The sequence below is a fragment of the Pseudomonas sp. AO-1 genome, assembly GCF_019775695.1.
GTDB classification, from domain to species: domain Bacteria; phylum Pseudomonadota; class Gammaproteobacteria; order Pseudomonadales; family Pseudomonadaceae; genus Aquipseudomonas; species Aquipseudomonas parakoreensis.
Genome location: NZ_CP079947.1, coordinates 5,164,626 through 5,182,836, shown reverse-complemented (window position 1 = coordinate 5,182,836; position 18,211 = coordinate 5,164,626). Strand labels below are relative to the sequence as shown.

Annotated in this window: 19 protein-coding genes; 10 read left to right on the top strand and 9 right to left on the bottom strand. The window is 54.1% G+C overall.

Annotated features, from left to right (window positions below; all coding sequences use genetic code 11):
* Positions 1-50 precede the first annotated feature (50 nt).
* From KVQ82_RS23575 to KVQ82_RS23560, 4 genes are all read right to left on the bottom strand, one after another.
* Complete coding sequence (locus KVQ82_RS23575; protein WP_103521848.1) at positions 51-833, bottom strand: transporter substrate-binding domain-containing protein; 783 nt, start codon at positions 831-833, stop codon at positions 51-53.
* Positions 834-1,257: 424 nt separating this feature from the next.
* Positions 1,258-2,946 carry an ATP-dependent DNA ligase gene (locus tag KVQ82_RS23570; protein WP_222016152.1) on the bottom strand — a complete coding sequence of 563 codons (1,689 nt, stop codon included), beginning with the start codon at positions 2,944-2,946 and terminating at the stop codon, positions 1,258-1,260.
* Positions 2,943-3,977: a ligase-associated DNA damage response exonuclease gene (locus tag KVQ82_RS23565; protein WP_047601187.1), complete on the bottom strand. Its 1,035-nt coding sequence runs from the start codon at positions 3,975-3,977 to the stop codon at positions 2,943-2,945. The genes KVQ82_RS23570 and KVQ82_RS23565 overlap by 4 nt, the downstream gene beginning before the upstream one ends.
* A 179-nt stretch (positions 3,978-4,156) precedes the next feature.
* Positions 4,157-6,607 carry a penicillin acylase family protein gene (locus KVQ82_RS23560; protein ID WP_222016150.1) on the bottom strand — a complete coding sequence of 817 codons (2,451 nt, stop codon included), beginning with the start codon at positions 6,605-6,607 and terminating at the stop codon, positions 4,157-4,159.
* A gap of 284 nt (positions 6,608-6,891) precedes the next feature.
* On the opposite strand from KVQ82_RS23560, the gene KVQ82_RS23555 reads away from it, so the two are divergent.
* Positions 6,892-7,449 (top strand): cysteine hydrolase family protein, encoded by a 558-nt coding sequence (locus KVQ82_RS23555; RefSeq protein WP_108181880.1) that lies wholly within the window; start codon positions 6,892-6,894, stop codon positions 7,447-7,449.
* Positions 7,450-7,642: 193 nt separating this feature from the next.
* Here KVQ82_RS23555 and KVQ82_RS23550 read toward each other — a convergent pair whose 3' ends face one another.
* Together KVQ82_RS23550 and KVQ82_RS23545 are read right to left on the bottom strand one after the other, a co-directional pair.
* Positions 7,643-7,846: an SEC-C metal-binding domain-containing protein gene (locus KVQ82_RS23550; RefSeq protein ID WP_003198420.1), complete on the bottom strand. Its 204-nt coding sequence runs from the start codon at positions 7,844-7,846 to the stop codon at positions 7,643-7,645.
* A complete protein-coding gene (locus KVQ82_RS23545; protein WP_027614355.1) occupies positions 7,843-8,337 on the bottom strand; it encodes an LEA type 2 family protein in 495 nt (164 codons plus the stop codon). The genes KVQ82_RS23550 and KVQ82_RS23545 overlap by 4 nt, the downstream gene beginning before the upstream one ends.
* A gap of 864 nt (positions 8,338-9,201) precedes the next feature.
* Here KVQ82_RS23545 and KVQ82_RS23540 point away from each other — a divergent pair.
* From KVQ82_RS23540 to KVQ82_RS23515, 6 genes are all read left to right on the top strand, one after another.
* On the top strand, positions 9,202-9,804 hold the full coding sequence (locus KVQ82_RS23540; protein ID WP_222016148.1) for a hypothetical protein: 603 nt from the start codon (positions 9,202-9,204) through the stop codon (positions 9,802-9,804).
* Positions 9,801-10,166, top strand: a complete 366-nt coding sequence (locus KVQ82_RS23535; RefSeq protein ID WP_222016146.1) for a hypothetical protein — start codon at positions 9,801-9,803, stop codon at positions 10,164-10,166. Before KVQ82_RS23540 ends, KVQ82_RS23535 begins: the two co-directional genes overlap by 4 nt.
* The gene (locus tag KVQ82_RS23530; RefSeq protein WP_222016144.1) at positions 10,167-10,544 is read left to right on the top strand and encodes a hypothetical protein; all 378 of its coding nucleotides are present in this window, start codon (positions 10,167-10,169) and stop codon (positions 10,542-10,544) included.
* The gene (locus KVQ82_RS23525) at positions 10,541-12,712 is read left to right on the top strand and encodes a hypothetical protein (protein WP_222016142.1); all 2,172 of its coding nucleotides are present in this window, start codon (positions 10,541-10,543) and stop codon (positions 12,710-12,712) included. The genes KVQ82_RS23530 and KVQ82_RS23525 overlap by 4 nt, the downstream gene beginning before the upstream one ends.
* A gap of 2 nt (positions 12,713-12,714) precedes the next feature.
* Positions 12,715-12,993, top strand: a complete 279-nt coding sequence (locus tag KVQ82_RS23520) for a hypothetical protein (protein WP_222016141.1) — start codon at positions 12,715-12,717, stop codon at positions 12,991-12,993.
* A 406-nt stretch (positions 12,994-13,399) separates the two neighbouring features.
* Positions 13,400-14,026 carry a hypothetical protein gene (locus KVQ82_RS23515; protein WP_086792109.1) on the top strand — a complete coding sequence of 209 codons (627 nt, stop codon included), beginning with the start codon at positions 13,400-13,402 and terminating at the stop codon, positions 14,024-14,026.
* Between the two features lie 437 nt (positions 14,027-14,463).
* Here the strand turns inward: KVQ82_RS23515 and KVQ82_RS23510 are convergent, their stop codons facing one another.
* Entirely contained in the window at positions 14,464-15,303 is an 840-nt protein-coding gene (locus KVQ82_RS23510) for an AbiJ-NTD4 domain-containing protein (RefSeq protein WP_086792108.1), read from the bottom strand.
* 402 nt (positions 15,304-15,705) lie between these two features.
* On the opposite strand from KVQ82_RS23510, the gene KVQ82_RS23505 reads away from it, so the two are divergent.
* The 3 genes from KVQ82_RS23505 to KVQ82_RS23495 all read left to right on the top strand — a co-directional run bounded on the left by KVQ82_RS23505 (position 15,706) and on the right by KVQ82_RS23495 (position 16,876).
* Positions 15,706-15,840, top strand: a complete 135-nt coding sequence (locus KVQ82_RS23505) for a multidrug transporter (RefSeq protein ID WP_086792107.1) — start codon at positions 15,706-15,708, stop codon at positions 15,838-15,840.
* A 55-nt stretch (positions 15,841-15,895) separates the two neighbouring features.
* Positions 15,896-16,111: a hypothetical protein gene (locus KVQ82_RS23500; protein WP_222016139.1), complete on the top strand. Its 216-nt coding sequence runs from the start codon at positions 15,896-15,898 to the stop codon at positions 16,109-16,111.
* Positions 16,112-16,255: 144 nt separating this feature from the next.
* The gene (locus tag KVQ82_RS23495; protein WP_222016137.1) at positions 16,256-16,876 is read left to right on the top strand and encodes a recombinase family protein; all 621 of its coding nucleotides are present in this window, start codon (positions 16,256-16,258) and stop codon (positions 16,874-16,876) included.
* Between the two features lie 340 nt (positions 16,877-17,216).
* Here KVQ82_RS23495 and KVQ82_RS23490 read toward each other — a convergent pair whose 3' ends face one another.
* Both KVQ82_RS23490 and KVQ82_RS23485 read right to left on the bottom strand, forming a co-directional pair.
* A complete protein-coding gene (locus KVQ82_RS23490; protein WP_140395994.1) occupies positions 17,217-17,444 on the bottom strand; it encodes a hypothetical protein in 228 nt (75 codons plus the stop codon).
* A 152-nt stretch (positions 17,445-17,596) separates the two neighbouring features.
* Complete coding sequence (locus KVQ82_RS23485; protein ID WP_140395993.1) at positions 17,597-18,124, bottom strand: hypothetical protein; 528 nt, start codon at positions 18,122-18,124, stop codon at positions 17,597-17,599.
* Positions 18,125-18,211 lie beyond the last annotated feature (87 nt).

Here is an 18,211-nt window from a genome sequence, read left to right as displayed (position 1 = left end):
CAACCTGAGCGGATGGAAAAGGCGCCCATCAAGTGATGGGCGCCAGGGCATTATTTACCGCTGTACAGATTCAGATCGCCAAAGTGTTTCTTTTGAATCTCGGCGTATTTGCCGTCATCGTGTAACGCTTTGATACCTTTATCTAAAAGCGCCTTCAGCTCTTTGTTACCTTTCTTAATACCGACAGCGGTTTTGGCTGGCAGCAATTCGCTGTCGACCGGCTTGCTGACTTCGTAGTTGGCGCCATCCGGCGACTTCAAAAAGCCCAGTTCGGCTTGCAGCATGTCCTGGATCGAGGCGTCGAGACGGCCGTTTTTCAGGTCGGCGTAGACCTGGTCCTGGTTGGCGTAAGCCTGGATTTTCACCCCGGCCTTCTCCAGTACGGCCTTGGCGTAGGCTTCCTGGATGGTGCCTTGCTCGTAACCGACGGATTTGCCCTTGAGGGAAGCGACGTCATCGCTCAGGCCGGAACCCTTCTTGAACACGTAGGAAGTCGGGCCGGAGAACAGTTCGTTGGAGAAATCGATCGCCTTTTCACGGGCCGGGGTCACGGTCATCGACGAAATCACACCGTCGAATTTGTTGGCGTTGAGGCCCGGAATCATGCCGTCGAAGTCGCTTTCAACCCATTTGCACTTGACCTTCAGCTCGGCGCAGATCGCGTTGCCCAGGTCGATGTCGAAGCCCACCAGGCTGCCGTCGGCCGCTTTCGACTCGAACGGTGCGTAGGAAGGATCAACGCCAAAACGCAGCTCTTTGTATTCCTTGGCCAGCGCGGAGCCGGCAGCCATGCACAACGCCAGTGCAGAAAGGGTCAGCAATGCTTTTTTCATTATTCAATCCCTAAGAACCAATATGAGCGCTTGTGGCGCAGAATTATTGTTACTGGAACGCGTACGACCTATAGAAAGTAGCAATTTCCGAACCAGAGTCCCGAACAAGTGTTTTAAAAGGTTGGGGGAGGGGAGAGAGAAAGGGATTGGTGCACGGAACCGGGCGGCTGTTGAAGGTTGCACCAAGTTGGGTCGAGGCACGCATTTTTTAGTGATTCAGAATACTTGTAGCGAGGGGATTTATCCCCGATCGGCTGCGCAGCAGTCGCAAATCCGGTACACGCGGTTTACTGAAAGAATGATGGGGAGCCGCTTCGCGCCCATCGGGGATAAATCCCCTCACCACAAGATCTCCTCACCAGAAAATCCACTCACTACAGGATGTTCATTCAGCACGATTGGAGGTATGTCCCGGGAAACCGGGTCAGACCAGCAAATCCTGCAACGTCGCCAGGCTGTCGGCCTCATCCACCGTCTTGTCCTGCCGCCAGCGCAGCATGCGCGGAAAACGCACGGCAATGCCGCTCTTGTGCCGTCGCGACAGGGCGATCCCTTCGAAACCCAGTTCGAACACCAGACTCGGTTTGACGCTGCTCACCGGGCCGAATTTTTCCACGGTGGTCTTGCGTACGATGCTGTCGACCTGACGCATTTCCTCGTCGGTCAGCCCCGAATAGGCCTTGGCAAACGGCACCAGCGCCCGTTGGCTGGATTCGGGCGGTCCGTCCCACACGGCGAAGGTGTAATCGCTGTACAGACTGGCGCGCCGGCCATGGCCGCGTTGGGCGTAGATCAATACCGCATCGACGCTGAACGGATCGACCTTCCACTTCCACCACACGCCCATGTCCTTGGTCCGGCCCACGCCATACAGGGCGTCGCGGGCCTTGAGCATCATGCCCTCGACCCCCAGTCGCCGTGAGGCTTCACGCTGCCGGGCCAGATCCAACCAGTCACTGCCGGTGAGCATCGGCGAGGCCAGTAACACCGGGTTGTTACCGTGGGCGATGACCTGCTCCAGTTGCGCACGCCGTTCGGCCTGCGGACGGTTGCGCCAGTCTTCGCCCTGCCACTCCAGCAAGTCGTAGGCGAGGACCACCACCGGCACTTCTTCGAGGATTTTCTTGTCGAGGGTTTTGCGCCCGATGCGTTGCTGCAGCAGGGCGAAAGGTTGCACCGCTGGTGGCGCGCTCGATTGCGGATCGAAGGCGTCTTCGGTGCTCGGATGGGTACTTTTCCAGACCACGATTTCGCCGTCGATCACCGTGCCGTCGGGTAACGCGTGGATCAACGTATCGAATTCGGGAAAGCGTTCGGTCACCAGTTCTTCACCGCGCGACCAGACCCACAACCGCCCCTCACGTTTGACCACCTGCGCGCGGATCCCATCCCACTTCCATTCCACCTGCCAGTCGCTCGCCGGGCCCAGCAATGTTTCGAACTCCTCCACCGATTGCGACAAGGCATGGGCGAGGAAAAACGGGTAGGGCTGACCGCCACGCTGAGCGTGTTCGTCGGCGGATTCCGGGGCGATCAGTTTCAGGTAGCTGGCCGCATTCGGCCGGTTCGACAGGTCGGTGTAACCCACCAGTCGCTGCGCCACGCGTTTGCTGTCGAGGCCGGCCATCGACGCCAGAGCGCGGGTGACCAGCAGTTTCGACACGCCGACGCGGAAACTGCCGGTGATCAGCTTGATGCACAGCATCAGGCTCGGCCGATCCAGTTGCGCCCACAGCGCGGGCAGGTGGCGGGCGAGGTACTCCGGGGTTTCACCGCGCAGCGGCAGCAGCTTGTCTTCAATCCATTCGGCAAGACCGGCCTCGGAGCTGTGCAGGTTTTCTGGCAGCACCAGCGAAATGGTTTCCGCCAGATCGCCGACGGATTGATAGCTTTCCTCGAACAGCCACGGCTGCAACCCCGAGACCTCCACCGCCAGTTCGCGCAGGATGCGCACCGGCACCAGTTGTCGCGGGCGCCCGCCCGACAGAAAGTACACCGCCCATGCCGCGTCTTGCGGTGCAGCCTGGGCGAAGTAGGCTTGCATGGCGGCCAGTTTGGCGTTGCTGGACGTGGTGGCGTCGAGTTCGGCATACAACCCGGCGAAGGCTTTCATGCTTGCACCTCGGCGATGGCAGGTTCGGCGTCAATGTTTTCCTCTTCATCGTCGCCGTATTCGGTGTTGAAGCCTTGCGCATCCAGGCCTTGTTCACGCAGATGCCGGACCAGCACGCCGATCGAGCCGTGGGTGACCATCACCCGTTCGGCGCCGGTCTGTTCGATGGCCCAGAGCAGGCCCGGCCAGTCGGCGTGATCCGACAGCACAAAACCACGATCCACGCCGCGCCGCCGGCGGGTGCCGCGCAGGCGCATCCAGCCGCTGGCGAAGGCGTCGCTGAAATCACCGAACCGGCGCATCCAGGTGCTGCCGCCGGCCGAGGGCGGGGCGATGACCAGCGCCTGACGCATGATCGGGTCGGACTTTTTGATGTCGCCGGCGTAGATCGTCGGCGGTAGGTACACGCCAGCCTCGCGGTAGACCCGGTTCAGCGGCTCGACGGCACCGTGACTGAGGATCGGACCGAGGCTGGCGTCGATGCCATGCAGGATCCGCTGAGCCTTGCCGAATGAATAACAGAACAGCACGCTGGCCTTGCCCGCCGCGATGTTTGCCTGCCACCACTGGTTGATCTCGCTGAACACCTGCGCCTGTGGCTGCCAGCGGTAGATCGGCAGGCCGAAGGTCGATTCGGTGATAAAGGTGTGGCAGCGCACCGGTTCGAACGGCGCGCAGGTGCCATCGGGTTCGATCTTGTAGTCGCCGGACGCGACCCAGACTTCACCGCCGTATTCCAGACGCACCTGGGCCGAACCGAGCACATGCCCGGCGGGATGGAAACTCAAGGTCACGCCGTGGTGGGTCAGCCGCTGGCCGTAGGCGAGGGTTTGCAGGTTGATGTCCTGACCCAGGCGCGCGCGCAAAATCCCTTCGCTGGCGCTGCTGGCAAGGTAGTGCTGATTGCCGTTACGGGCGTGATCGCCGTGGGCATGGGTGATTACCGAACGCTCGACCGGGCGCCACGGATCAATATAGAAATCCCCGGCAGGGCAGTACAAACCTTCAGGGCGGGCGATAACAAGGTCCATGTCGTTACCAGAATGGAGGGCTTGTTAGCTATGAGGTGGGCGCGAGTCCGGAAGTTCTATCGGGTTTTTATGTGGGGCGAAAAGCAAAAGATCGCAGCCTTCGGCAGCTCCTACAGGATGTTCACCATTCCCATGTAGGAGCTGCCGAAGGCTGCGATCTTTTGATCTTGCTCTAGCGTTTATTTGCCCGGGGTGAGGGTCAAACGCGTCTTGCCATACACCCGGTCAAAGTTCTGCGGCTGCATCGGCAGACCGATGTACTGACCCTTGAGCCACGCATCAACGCCATTGAGGTAATTCGGGCTGGCCGGGTTGCCGGACTGGCCGGTACCGTTCTGCCCCATCAAGGGTTCGGTCTGGCTGAAGTCGACAATGAAACGCATCGACGGCGCCCGCGTGGTGTTGAAGTCCTGACCCCAGGCAAATGCCGAGGTATTGAGCGTGGTGTGATCGCCGCCGGCTGCCAGTGGGCCGCGAACGGTCTGGCCGTTGGCGTTTTTCCATGTGTAGCTGTGCAGTTTGCCCCACTGCCAGGCCTTGTGATCGCCACCCAACTGACTGTCGCCGGCGTTGATCGCGGCCGCCAGACTGCGCGCCAGAATCTGCGCCTTGTCTTCTTTCTGCGGGGTGTGGATGTCATCCCAGAACGGGCTGTCTTCGCGACCGAGCAGGTGATCGGCCTGCGCCGAGTAAGATAAGTCACCGTTGGCGATAAAGGCTTTCCACGCCGGGCTCGACTCGGGGCCGAGCTCATCGAGGAAGATCTGCTTCATGCTTGCTTGCAGGAACAGCTCATAAATCGCCGCATCCGCCGAGGTCGGGCTGAGTTTGCCGTCGAACGCCATCAAGCGGCTGAAGGCCTCGCGCGCCTTGCTGCGATCGGCTTCCGGCAGAGCGTCGATCGCCTGTTTCAGCGGCTGCTTCATGCCTGGCGCTTCAAACATTTTCTTCAGCTTGGCGGCGAAGGTGGTGGTCTGGTCGTACTGCATGGCGATCACGCTGCGACCGTCCTGTTTGCTGCTGTTGGCCAGTTCCGCCAAGCGCTCGCCGCGCTCCGGCGCCGCCCACGAGTTGGACAACTGCATGCCGTAGCCGTGAGGAATCACCCGCTGGTTGGCCGTGCCGAGCCAGCCCTGGGTCGGGTCCTGATCGTAGGGGTGGAGCATCGGGTCGGCGTAACCGTCCCAGTCGTAGCGACCTTCCCAGCCCGGCGATGGCAGCAGGCCTTCGCCTTCGCGACGGTTGGGGAAGCGCCCGGTGACTTGCCAGCCAATATTGCTGGCGTCGGCGAACACCATGTTCAGGGCGATGGCGCGGATTTCGCGACTGGCGTCCGAAGCGCGTTCAACGTTTTGCGCGCGGGTCAGGTCGAAAAAAGCGTCCAGCGATTTGTCGTCGGTGAAGTTCGGGGTTTGCAGGGCCAGGCCGAAACCGTTGCCCTGTGCCGCAGCCTGGGCACTGTTGAGCAATGCACCGTGACGGGTTTCGTACACCACTTCGCGAATCGGCCGCTGGCCTTTGACGAAATAGGTTTCGTTGCGCACGCCCAGCGGCTGCCATTTGCCGTTGACCTCGTAGGTCAGGCTGCTGCCCTGACGGCGGATTTTTTCGAGGAACAGGTCCTGGTTGTCGCCGAGCACGCTGGTGGCGCTCCACGCCACTTTGCCGTTGAAGCCACCGAGGACCATCGGCAAACCGGCGACGGTGACGCCGGCAGCCTGATATTTCGGCGCGCGGATCTGCACGAAGGTCCACAGCGACGGCGCGGCCAATGGCCCATGACTGTCGCTGGCAAGAAGGCTCTTGCCGCTGCGGCTGCGTTGCGGGGCGATGGCCCAGTTGTTCGAGGTGCTGGCGCCCAGCAGATTCACCGCCGCCAATTGTTGGCTGGCGTTGCTCAGTTCGCTCAGGCCAGGGATCTGTCCGTTGAGTTTGAGGCCTTGCAGCTTGTCGGCCTCGGCCAGCGGCAGGTTTTCATCCGGTGCAGACGGGGTCAGCCAGGCGAGTTTGTCGGTGGTCACGGTTTGCGCCAGCACCAGCGAGGAAATTTCCTCCGGCAGGTTGGCTGACTGGCTGAAGTTCAACAGTGCGAACAGCAGCGCCGAGTCTTCCGGTTTCCAGTATTCCGGCTTGTAGCCGCTGGACGCGAGGTCGCCTGGCAGTTTGTCGGCGTAGCGGAACAGGTAGGCGTTGACGCCTCGCGCATAGACTTCAAAGAAACGCTTGAGGCGTGGCGACGAGGCCTTGTACAGCTCGTCGGCGCTTTTCTTCAGGTTGACTGCGCGCATGTAGCGGTCAGCATCGAGCATTGAGGCGCCGGACATTTCCGCCAGACGGCCCTGGGCCAGCAGGCGCAGGGTCACCATCTGGTTGATGCGGTCGCTGGCATGCACGTAACCGAGGGTGAACAGTGCGTCGTGGAAGCTGTTGCTTTCGATCAACGGCATGCCCATCGCATTGCGACGCACCGAAACGTTCTGCGCCAGGCCCTTGAGCGCTTGCACGCCGGAGGTGGGCGGGAGGGTGTCCTGCGCGTTCCAGGTCTGGCAACCGGACAGGCTCAAGACACCGGTCACTGCTGCGGCAACGCCGAACCGGGGAAGAAAATGTGTAAGGGCTGGCGAGGCCATGGCAAAGCTCCTGCGGGGGTAGAGGCTGGGGGCGCAATAAAGCCGCTACGTTAGTGAGCAGGCGGTGGCCGCGCAAGCGGGCGCGGGGGTTATTTGTGTAATTCTGTCGAATGGAGAAGATCGCAGCCTTCGGCAGCTCCTGCATTGGATTGAGTACCCCCTGTGGGAGCTGCCGAAGGCTGCGATCTTTTGATCTTGGAGGGTTGGTCTTATGCACTTGCCTGATACCTGGAGGTGATGTTGAAGTGCGGGAAATTCACTGACCCGCATGAGAAAAAAACGCCATGGAGCTCAAGGCCAACGCTGCACTGATCATCATCGACCAGCAACAAGGCATTCTGCAGCCGCGCCTGGGCCGACGGAATAATCCACAGGCCGAAGAACGCATGCTTGATTTGCTGAGGGCGTGGCGCAGCAGCGGGAGGCCGGTGATTCATGTGCAGCATCTGTCGCGTGAAGCGGATTCGGTGTTCTGGCCCGGGCAGTCAGGGGTGGAGATTCAGCAGCGATTCATGCCGCAGGACGGCGAATGGCTGATCCAGAAACAGGTGCCGGACGCGTTTTGCGCCATGGGGCTGGAGGCACGGTTGCGTGAGGCGGGGATCGGGCAATTGATCATTGTCGGTGTGGCGACCCACAACTCGGTGGAATCCACAGCGCGAACGGCGGGCAATCTGGGATTTGACGCCTGGGTGGCAGAGGACGCGTGTTTTACCTTCGACAAGGCCGATTATTTCGGTACACCGCGTTCGGCCGAAGAGGTGCACGGGATGTCGCTGGGGAATTTGCACGGGGAGTATGCGACGGTGGTCAGTGCTGCGCAGGTTCTGGCAGTTGCCTGAGAAACCTGTGGGAGCTGGCTTGCCAGCGATAGCGGAGCGTCAGGCTACATCGATGCTGGATGCGCCGACCTCATCGCTGGCAAGCCAGCTCCCACAGTCGACTGCGTTCAGCCAGCGGGAACGCGGTCAACTGTGGGAGCGAGCTTGCTCGCGAAGGCAATGTGTCAGGCGAAGAGTACCTTCACCCGAAACATCAAGCGCCGTGGCACTTCTTGAATTTCTTGCCGTTGCCGCAAGGGCAAGGGTCGTTGCGACCGACGTCTTTCAGGGCGTTGCGCACCGGTTCCTGGTGGGCGTGGCCGCAGTTCGGGCCGTGGACATGGCCATGGTCGTGATCGTGATGATGGTCATGATCGTGGTTGCAGTCAGGGCCATGGACATGAGGTTGCTGAGTCATCGGTTGTGCTCCGGAATTAAATCGGCGGGGATTATCACGCCATTGCGCTCCAGGTGCACGTAGTGGGCGATGAATAAACCGGTTTCCATCTCGCCCTGCAATCGATAGGGCACCTGCTGGTGCTGACTTTTCAGCATTTTCACCACGTCCTTGACCCGCGGCCACAGGTTGGTGCGGATCGGTATCCGATAGAACGCGCTGCTTTTGGGCCCCACGGTGATCCAGTGTTCATGCTCGCCTTCGGCCAGCAACAGGTCTGCCAGATGAATGCGATATTCCATGCCGCGCACCGTCAGGTCGCTGTCGTTGGGGTTGTCGATGCGAAAGTGCAGGATGAATTTCTGTTCGAGCAGCTTGGCCCGCACCACCTCGACTTTCACGAGGTGCACGGCGGGATCGACGCTGTCGTCGCTGAACCATGAGGCGCAACCGCCGAGGTTCAGGATCAGCATCAATAACAAGCCATGCAGTGTGCGACAGTGACCGAGCATCGAAAAAACTCCCTTTGTGCCCCAGTCTAGTCGGCACTTCCCTTTATGCGCCGAAATACCCCGCACAGCACTTCTTAATGTAATGCAACAATTCACTACCAGATAAATGCATGCTCGCTTTGTTGCCCTCTGGAGAGGGTAGGGCAAGCGTAGCTTGCGGGTTGAAGCGGTAGAATCGAATCGCCTCCTCATCGGCTTTTCATTTAAGATGACGAATGGCTATTGACAATTCTGACGAATGGTACTATGCAAATTGCCATTGTCGTGGTACAATAGGTCGTAATAGGGAAGCTTTTCACGCAAGCTTCAGCTTTAATGCAGGACTCTACACCGGGCCAGACGCTAACTCTGAGTTCGGTTTTGTTGTTCCTGCATTTAAGAATTCCAGAATCACCCGCTCCGAACCTGTGTTGCCATAGAGTTTGGTGGTGTCGTGAGGCCGAGGCCCTCAGAATGCCTCTGACGCTGTATTGCAAGACAGTGGCCGTACATTGCTAGACCGGGGCAGCAACCCTCTTTAGCCGCTGACAGGGCGGTGGGTCGATACTCTGTTAACGAGGGCGTGTAGTTAGATCCTCCGCCCTCAATCCGAATTCGCTACGAATATACATATATACATTCTATTTTTAGAAAGCCTCCTACTTCTAGCCGGACATTTGTTCGGCTTCTTTTTGGTTAGGCTTATTTATTCTCACAAACACCCTTAATCTCACTGGAGGCCTAATGGCGCTATCCGTCGTAAGACCGTGCGTGGTCTGTAACGCACCTATGCAAACAAAACGATCATCAAAACAAACATGCAGCCATAAATGCTACATGCAACTACATCGCTCCAAGCAGCGTGAGCAGGAAATAGATACATCCATGAAAACAGAAGAAATCACACAGAGAGGCAATACCCTTATGAGTAAAAAAGCACAAGCCCCAATGCTATTTGTCTTTCAAGAAAGCGAATATCAATCTCGCTGCAATGAAGCGAAGGTGAGATACGAAAATACACTTGAAACATCTGTTATTGCTGCTCAGGGTGCAATCGTTGAGTTCACTCCTTCGTCTGTCGAGAGTGCATTTGAGGACTATCATAATTACCGAGTAGCAGGTTATGCGCCTCTTGATTCAGCATCACCGTTACCTTCAATTAGCGTCATTAGTAGCCCGGTAACCGGAGCATTGGTCGTGCTGTACATGCTAAAACCTGAAGCGTTGCAAGAGGCTGAGCTAAAAACCATTTACGCTGATGTCCGTGCCGAATACCAAGCAGAGCTTGATCGTGAGTTAGAAGCCCATATTGATCGAACAGTGCAAAGTTTGATTGATGCTGAAGATCGTGCCAAGGCGAAAGCAGAGGCTGAGCTATTGGAAAAGCGCCAAGAGGAGAAACGTGCTGAGGCTTTAGCTGCACGTGAAAAGCTGCGTGCTGAATTGATTGAGGCGGGCAAGCTTAACCCCGATGGAAGTGCAGCATGATTGACGGTCTAGAACGGATTCTGCTTGAGAAATACCAGCCTGATAGCCCTAAGTTGCAAAAGCCTCTAGAAGCCCCTATAAGCGCTTCTAAGAGTGAGCTGGTGTCATCAGAAGGAATAACCACTAAAGCCTCTCATATTAGCTCTCAGGGGTCTTTGTATAAGTCTGTAAGTGGTCGCACTGGTGTAATAACTGTCCTGATGGATTCAACGAAGTATCCAGACGAAATTATCGCCAAGGCTTGTGCGGAGTTCAATCGGAACAATCCCAGCCTAATGAGCAATAGCTACCAGCTACCAACAGAATTTGAAGGTGTTCCCGCTGGGAGCTGGATCTATATAAACTACATTGATAAGGAATAAATGAATAATACTGCTACACGGTTCACGGCTCTGAGAAAAGGCCCTTGCTTCACTCTGCTGCACCTAACCAATCCCGATATTGATATCCGCACATTTAACGATAACTGTCGCGCTTATGTTTCTTATGTGTCTGGCGGGCTATTCACATACGATTATTTTTGGTGGATTGCTGAGGACGACTCTGTCTATCTAGCTGTCTCGGGTAATCGTATTGCTATCACTGTCATCATGAATTACATAAATAATTCCTCTCACGCCTTTGAAGTGATGCACCTCAGTCGTGGCGTGCTTACATTCAATGCTCTTGTGTCCAAGCTATTCAAGCAACGTAAGCGCACAGTGGGGCATAAGAGATCATTCGGAGGATCTCGTAAATGAGTATCACTGAAGAGATTGCTCGTTTAACGGGCGTATTGAAATTTAATGTAGACACGAGCGGTCTACAGCGTTTCAACAGCATGATGCGTGCTGTTGAGCGCCAAATGAATCAGTTGGGCAAACAAGCGGACGCTCTAGGCAAAAAACTTAGTGCCAAGATGGGCATCAAGGTTGATGCAACCGGGCAAGCAAAATTGGCTAAGTCTGTTCGGGCGAATCTGGATCGTGAGCTAAAGCTTGAACAGGCTGTGCAACGTACCAGACGTGCAACCTTTGCCGCCGAGCTTCAGGGACAAAAACTCATCAACCTTCGCCAGAAAGAGACGACAGCAACTCAGAACCTGGCCCTCCGCGACAAGATCGCTCAGGCCGTTCTAGATGCCAAATCAGCAAAGGCTGAAGCTGAACGTTTGAAGGTGCAAGGTGTAGCTGTGAAGCAGGCTCAATCGCTTGAACAGCACAAGGCTCGCCAAGCTCGTTGGGAAGCGCTTCTAGGCCAGCAACAGCAGAAGACCGCGATCCTTCAGCAGAAGCAATTCCAAGCAATGACGGCCACCCAGAAAGCAGAGTTTGCCCTACAGCAATCGAGAGTGGCTGCCCACCGTGCAGCGGTGAAATTCGCAGCGTCGCAAGAAGCTGAAAAGCTTCGTGCAAAGCGCCTTGAAGTGAGCCATGCCCAACGAGGGGAGCGCTTCCAATGGGCGCAGACAAGACAAGCTGTATGGGCTGCAAAACAGGCCGAGCCGAAGCCATCCACAGGCTTTATGGGGCTTGGTACAGGTGCTTTGGCTTTGGGTGGAGTTACTGCTGGACTTGCCGCAGTTGTGGGAGCTGTGAGCGCCCTAGGGAATCGCCTTGCCGCTACACAGACCCGAGTGTCTGAGAGCCAGCAACTTGAAAACGTCTTGTCCCAAGCCGGGGGCAAGAATCCCGCTAATGCTGAGTTCGCCAAATCGGAGTGGCTACGGATCAATGCCAAATACGGCACCGAAGCCAGTCTTGAATCAGCCAAGGCATACAGAACATTCCTGATGGCAGAGATGGCCCGTGGTCGTAGCATTAGCCAAGCTACCGGCACATACGAAACACGACAAGCTGCATACCGGGGCGCTGGAATGACTTCTGATGAAAGTCGTAGGGCGAATTTGCAGTTGCAGCAGCTAAATTCCAAATCGGTTGCGGATAAGGAAGACTTAAATACCTTCAGTGAGGCCGCTCCTTTGCTTGTAGAGCCGATTCGTCGTGCATGGGCTGAACGTAACAAGCATCCCCTAGACGCCAATCTTGAAAAGGATTTCAGGGCTAGCACCAAGACGGGCAACTTGAAGGCAATCGACTTCACCAAGGGCATCGAGCTTTTCGTAAAGGAAAACGCCGCTGCTATTGAACGTCAGAGTGGCAGCATCGATGCCAACGCCACTCGCCTTGCCAACCAGCAGTTCCTGCAACAGCAGGGGCTGGATCAGAACCCAGAGCTGATTAGGTCGATCAATGATCGCATCAAGAGCGAAATGGAGCTGACAGAGGCCATGAAGCCACTGAAGGAAGCAGCGATGCAGGCGGATATTGCGCTCAACAAAATGGCTGCTTCGTTCTTCAGATTTGCCTTTGGCAAGGGTGATACGCCGGAGCAGTCTGCGAAGAAGATTGATGTGTTCTCACCGGATCAGCCAGCCATTGATCCAAGTGCATTGAGTTCACCTCAGCCATCAACCGGCGAGAAAGTGAAAGATCCAATCGACAGGTTTTACCGTTGGCTCACCAATGCACCGGATTACGAAGAGGGGCCAGCCAAGGAGCTGAAAGTGCGGGAGCCTAATCTTCTAGGCGTTCAGTTTCCGAAGCTGGATTTGTCAGCGTTTGAAGAGAAGCTTGCCGACATCGCTGAGCGCGTTGGGGAATACAAACGCTTCCGTGAGGACTCGATTCAACCCATCACCTCAAGGGAGTTGATGAGGGCGTCTGGTTCATCTGTGCAGTACCCAGTGCAACAGATCACTACTACGAACGAGCACGTCACGAACAACAATAACGAAGTGCGTAACGAAATCACTGTCAATGTAACGGCTCCTGCCGGTGCAGATGCTCCCGAAATTGGGAGAGTCGTTCGGGAAGAGGTTGGGAAGATGCTGCGTGAGACAGGCGTCAACCAACAAGAGGTGCAGTGAGGATGATGTCCATCATCAAGGCAATCCTGCTTGGTGCGTTGTTGCAGATAGCGGTGGGAGCTGGTCTCACCGTTTATTTGTTCAATCACACAAGCGATATGGCTCTGCAATATGCCCAAATGGCTGAGCGTAACGCTAATATCTACACCGATGTAACAGTGCGTGATCAATACAATCGCCTCCAGCGTGAGCAGAGCAGTGAGCGTGAGGATATGAAGAGTTGGGTTGATCGTCGTATATATTTGAAGGTGTCTCAGGCGTTAGGGGAGATCAAGCATTGAAATACGAAGACCTCCCTAACGAAGCTAATCACATGCAAGCATGTCGTGAATACGTCGCTGCTGTTTACGGAGAAACTGTGGTGCATCAAATGCCTGCTGTAATTGAAACTCTGTGGGATTGCGTCCTATTCGGTATGCCTGAAGGGCTGGCACACATTGCCATCTTTGGTCGGCACGGATTAGCGATACTCACGCAGAACTAACTGCACTCCATGCACATAAAAGACCTTGACAAAATAAGGTAAAAAAGCGTATAAGGGTGCTCTTTCCAGCAGTCCGCACCGAACGTTCTCGACACGCCATAGAGTGATGTCAGGCGTTGGTTTTCGTTCGTCTGGAATTCGACCCAACCCAATACACGACGAGGCACACGCCTATGTAATGAACTGACACAGGAGATACACAATTGAATAACCAAACACCGCTTTCGCAACAATGCCATACCAGTAACATCAATGGATTCAGAGTCGATCAAGAAACTGGTGAAATCTATGGCGAATACACCGTTACCCATTACACAGCAGCAACGGATGCGCTGAAGCCAGAGCTTGGTAAGTGCCGAAGCGTTGATGATCTACACATATTCCTTAAGCACGTAGACCTTCGCACACTGCCTCCCTTTTCCAAGTTTCCACTTGTTGATGCACAAGATCACGCTCATGGACAATGGAAAAGAACCGGGGTGGATTGTCGTATCACTCTTCCGATGATGAACACGCTTTACACTCTCCATGGTCTTGTGAGATACGCTAACATTATAATTATGACCAAGGCGGACTTGGCGAAGGCCCTGGGTGTCGCCGAATCCAACCTGACGAAGAAACTTGCACCTCTGGTCAAGGCGAAGCTTTTAAGGACATATACCTCCCGCGATGGCATTAGAAAGGGTGAAATCAAATTGCTCGTAAACCCTCGCCTGATTTTCCGTGGCTTCGACACTGTCCGCGAAGCATACGTAGAGAAATGGTACTTGGATGAAGCTAGAGAAAGTTGCCTGCTTTATGATCGAGATTTTCTTGCAGCTGCTGCGTAAGAATTTAAAAAAAATTACGCAAGAAATGGGCTGCAAGCCTTTGTATTCAAGGGGGGGTCAAAAGTCCTCTTATATATAAAAAATTTGCCTAGTGCGAAGCACTGAGGTGATAACACGTTGATGGACAATAGCCGCATCGTCCCGATTCTGGATCAGCTCACCAATAAATACATAAAATCAACACACATCAAAGCTCTTCGCTTTTGATCTGCTACACCGAAGGTGACGTGCAATGACTGTCAGCGGAGGCTGACGGGGTAACTACTGAATGCGTACGCATTCGTTTATGCACCGAAGAAAAAGGCAAGATCAAAAGCAAGAGCTGGATTTTTGTTATATTTTATTTATGTCGAGGTACACCCGGAGGGTAGTCGGCGGTCACGCCATAGCTTAATCAGATGAAAGCTAAACGCTTTCGGTGCGACCACCAACGCACATCAATCTTCGACGCTGTCAATTGCGAAGTTGATGAAGGCTGAACAACAGATGAGCATGAAACGAGCGTCAGCTTTAGTTGGTGCAGTGGCATTGTCTAACAGCGCATGCCTAATACCACTAGCATCACTGGTGTAGCCATAGAGTGTGAGGAATGCTGACTTCAAGCTTCCATGCAAATTGTGCTTGGTCTCAAGAATCTTCAGTGCTTGTCCTAACGTAGCTTTGTCATCGCCCACAAGTTTCTTTGCAAGAGACTCAACAGCACTGATGCTTTCTTTGATCGAGTTTCGATAATCAGGATTCTGTCTGTCGGTGAGGAATCCTAGAGACGTAGAAAGGTGAACTTTCACACCTCCATACTTATCTGAATTGAGAATCGCTTGCTCAATCTCATCAATCTCTTCAGGAGAGGTTACCTCCGTTATTTTTCCAGCAACAAAGCGGTAGGCTGAGTTCTCTTTCTCAAGTGTAGTATTGCAAAGGGAAAAATAACTTTCACCTAAATTTTCAGGAGCATGTATCGGTACAAACTCTAAAAGGCTATATATTCTATGCCATGAGATTGTAAAGAAGGTTTTACGCACTGAGGCAAGGAAATCATCCCAGTGTCGAGGAAGCTGATCTATAGGGGCTTTGAAAAATTCTGAATATAGTGCTATGGAAAATTGATGGAAATTCGATCCACGCAAAAGATCAGAGCTTACTCTATAAGACCTTCGGTAGTTAGAAAAGTAGCATGCTGTTAATACGTTCCAAAGGGAGTTTTTTAATTCGATGTCAATATTGTCAGCCTGAACGGCCTTTGCCTGTATCAGCCCCATCCGCTGCGAGAAGTCCATTACCACCTCGTTCGTGTGATCGCTTGCCTTGGCCAAAGCTGGCCGCGTCCTGACAGTTCCATTGTACATGATGGCTGGTCGCCAGTTGAGTCTCAGAGAAAACCTCTGAAAACCACCCGAAAACCCGTGCCAAACATGCCCTTGTGGCCGGTTATAACCAAGCTTCTGGTTAGATCCTCAGTCTATAGGCCAGCATTTCCGGGGCTTCCCATATTTCAGGATAAGTTCGATCCGCTGGCGGCACCTCAAAACTGACGTTTTCACACCAAAACGGTAGTTTTGAACCGGAATCACGGATTTTGTGCGAAAGCACGCTTTCCTTTCAGCCTTCTTGCACAAAGGCCTTCCTCTACTAGCTTTGATGGTGTCGCCGACGTGGCGACGTGCCATTAAGGAGCTGACATGGCAACGAGATATCGTGATGCGGTCACTGGTGAATACGTCACCAAGGAAGAGGCGGAGAAAAGGCCTAGGGAGACGGTAAAAGAAAAAGACAAGCCTCCACCCAAGAAGCCTAGCGGCCCCAAGAAGAAGTAGCGTTTCCGTGAGGGAAGTCGCTAGTCTCCCTCGCACCCTTCAAGGATGACCCTCCATGCCTAACACCCCTGATGCCAACATCGCCACAGCAGACGCACTCACGCTCCCGTTGCACAACCAGCATGCAATAGCCGCTGCCATCGAAGAGTTATCCCTGTGGGTGAGGTTACAGGGCGAGCCTGTGGTTCATCTGAATGTCATGACCGCACTGAAAACCATCGACAAGAACGCGGCTGCTATCAGCGCTGAAATTTACAAGCTCAGGCAATAATCGCTATCAAAGAAGTCTAGTTTATTGGTAGTGCGATAACCGTCTGTCTGAGGATTGATCTGACTATCAAATATCTATGGTTTGCTTGCTATCTGATAGACTATCATTGGTCTATCGGTTTATTACTCTATAGGATAGCCAGCCATGAACGCCCATCTCTACCTGAGAGCATCCACCAAGGATCAAGACGCAAACCGTGCTCGGGCAGCGCTGGAAGCGTTCGCTGCTGAAAAGGGTCTGACCATTGTCGGTGTATACGCTGAGAACATCAGCGGAACCAAGCTCAACCGTCCTGAGTTGATGCGTTTACTAGATGCAGCCAAGCCGGGAGAGATAATCACCTGTGAGTCAGTAGACCGTCTAAGTCGCCTTTCGCATGCTGATTGGGAGACTTTGAAGGCAGCGATCAAGGCTAAGGGTCTACGTTTGGTAATCGCTGATCTACCAACCACTCACATGATGGCTCAGGACAAGGGCATCACCGGTCAAATCATGGAAGTGATCAACGCAATGTTGCTTGACCTGATGGCTACCATGGCACGCCTCGACCAAGAGAAACGTGTTGAGCGGATCAATGAAGGGCTGAAGAACAAACGTGCTGCTGAACCTGACTGGAAGCCAGCGGGGAAGAGTAAGAACGCTGAACTCTGGAAGAAGGTGCAAGCGCTGATCAGTAAGAATCCAACCCTGTCAGCCGATGACGTGGCTAAGCTCTCTGACTGTGGTGTGGCGACTGTGTATAGGATCAAGCGTGAAATGAAATAGGAGTTCAGACAGCCTATCAGCCCGCCTTGAGCGGGCTTTGTCGTCTCTGATGTCACATGTGATTCAGGTTGGTATGGCGTGGCTTGTAGAGGCTCTGAGAGTGCCTGATAGGCTCATTATTTCCATATTCCGGCGCTCTGCATGTTCATCCGTGTCGTGGCGTTCAACACCTCTCGCTTAGTCACCGAGAGTAGGCCACTAGCTTATTTTTCCAGTTCTGAACACAGTCAACCCCACCCTTTGCAAAGTCTGAAAACGGCGGGGGAACCAAGAGCTCAAAAAAGGTGTAGTTCAAAAGGCTCGTACCAAGAATGCAAATACAAGCCCTTCGGCTTACCAGTCAGCAAAGCCCGCCTGCCCATATCCACACGCCATCACCGTTGCAGTGCATGGTTTTCCCGTTGTCGCAGACGGTGCCGCCGGGTGAATAAGTCGCACCATTCCATGAGCAGGTTACGCCGCTCGGCATGCCCTTGATATCACCGAGTGAAGACTTGCCCTCTAAAATCTTAGAGTTTTTCAATGATGGGTCTTGGGGTTTTACAACGACCGGTTTTTCAGTGGTCATGACAAATACCTCCTATCGTGGGAGGTATCAGTTAAGTTTAATTATATTATTTAAGTCCATTTTTCCGACGGCTGGTTGAAAAGTGTCTCGATTGGTTAACAGTTGTCGCCCTAGAATAATTGCGTTGTTATCGGGCTAGGAACTGAGATTCGCTATTTCAGATTGCAAGCCTGAAGAAACTTATCTGTCTCGCGAGTTGATCCAGTCGCAGGCACTGTTCCAGACCATTTGGAATCAAATTCTTCTGATTGCAATCCTAGCAAAATAGGCGCTTTCGCATTGCGAAGTTCTGTCAACAATTTAAGGATTTCTCCCTTCTCGTATGTGATGAACTGAACATATGCATCATTACGTTGAGCGCTTTGAGCCTTGAATCGGTGAATCTCGCCTTTGTCCACCTTAACCAGTAGATCCCAGTCGGTGCTCGCTCTAGTATCGGCCCACTTTTCTTTTTGTAGCAGTGCAAGGGTCAACTGTTCCGCGTCGCAATCGAAAGCAATGGCTTGAGCAGGGCTTATGGAGCCGAACATCATTGCCTTTTTTCCACCTGAGAAAATGTCGTCTTGAGTCGTTGTATTCCATTCAGCGAGCGTGGGTGATGAAAACGCTAATCCTAGTAATGCAATTGTTACCGCTATCCCTGTTCTCATGGCAAATCTCTTAGGCGTGAGTGTTTGCAAGAGCTTAGATCCTCATTGGGCACTGCGCTATCACGTGGCGCATTGTTCAATGGTTGGGATTGTCGCTCGATTGCTTCTGTAGATGAT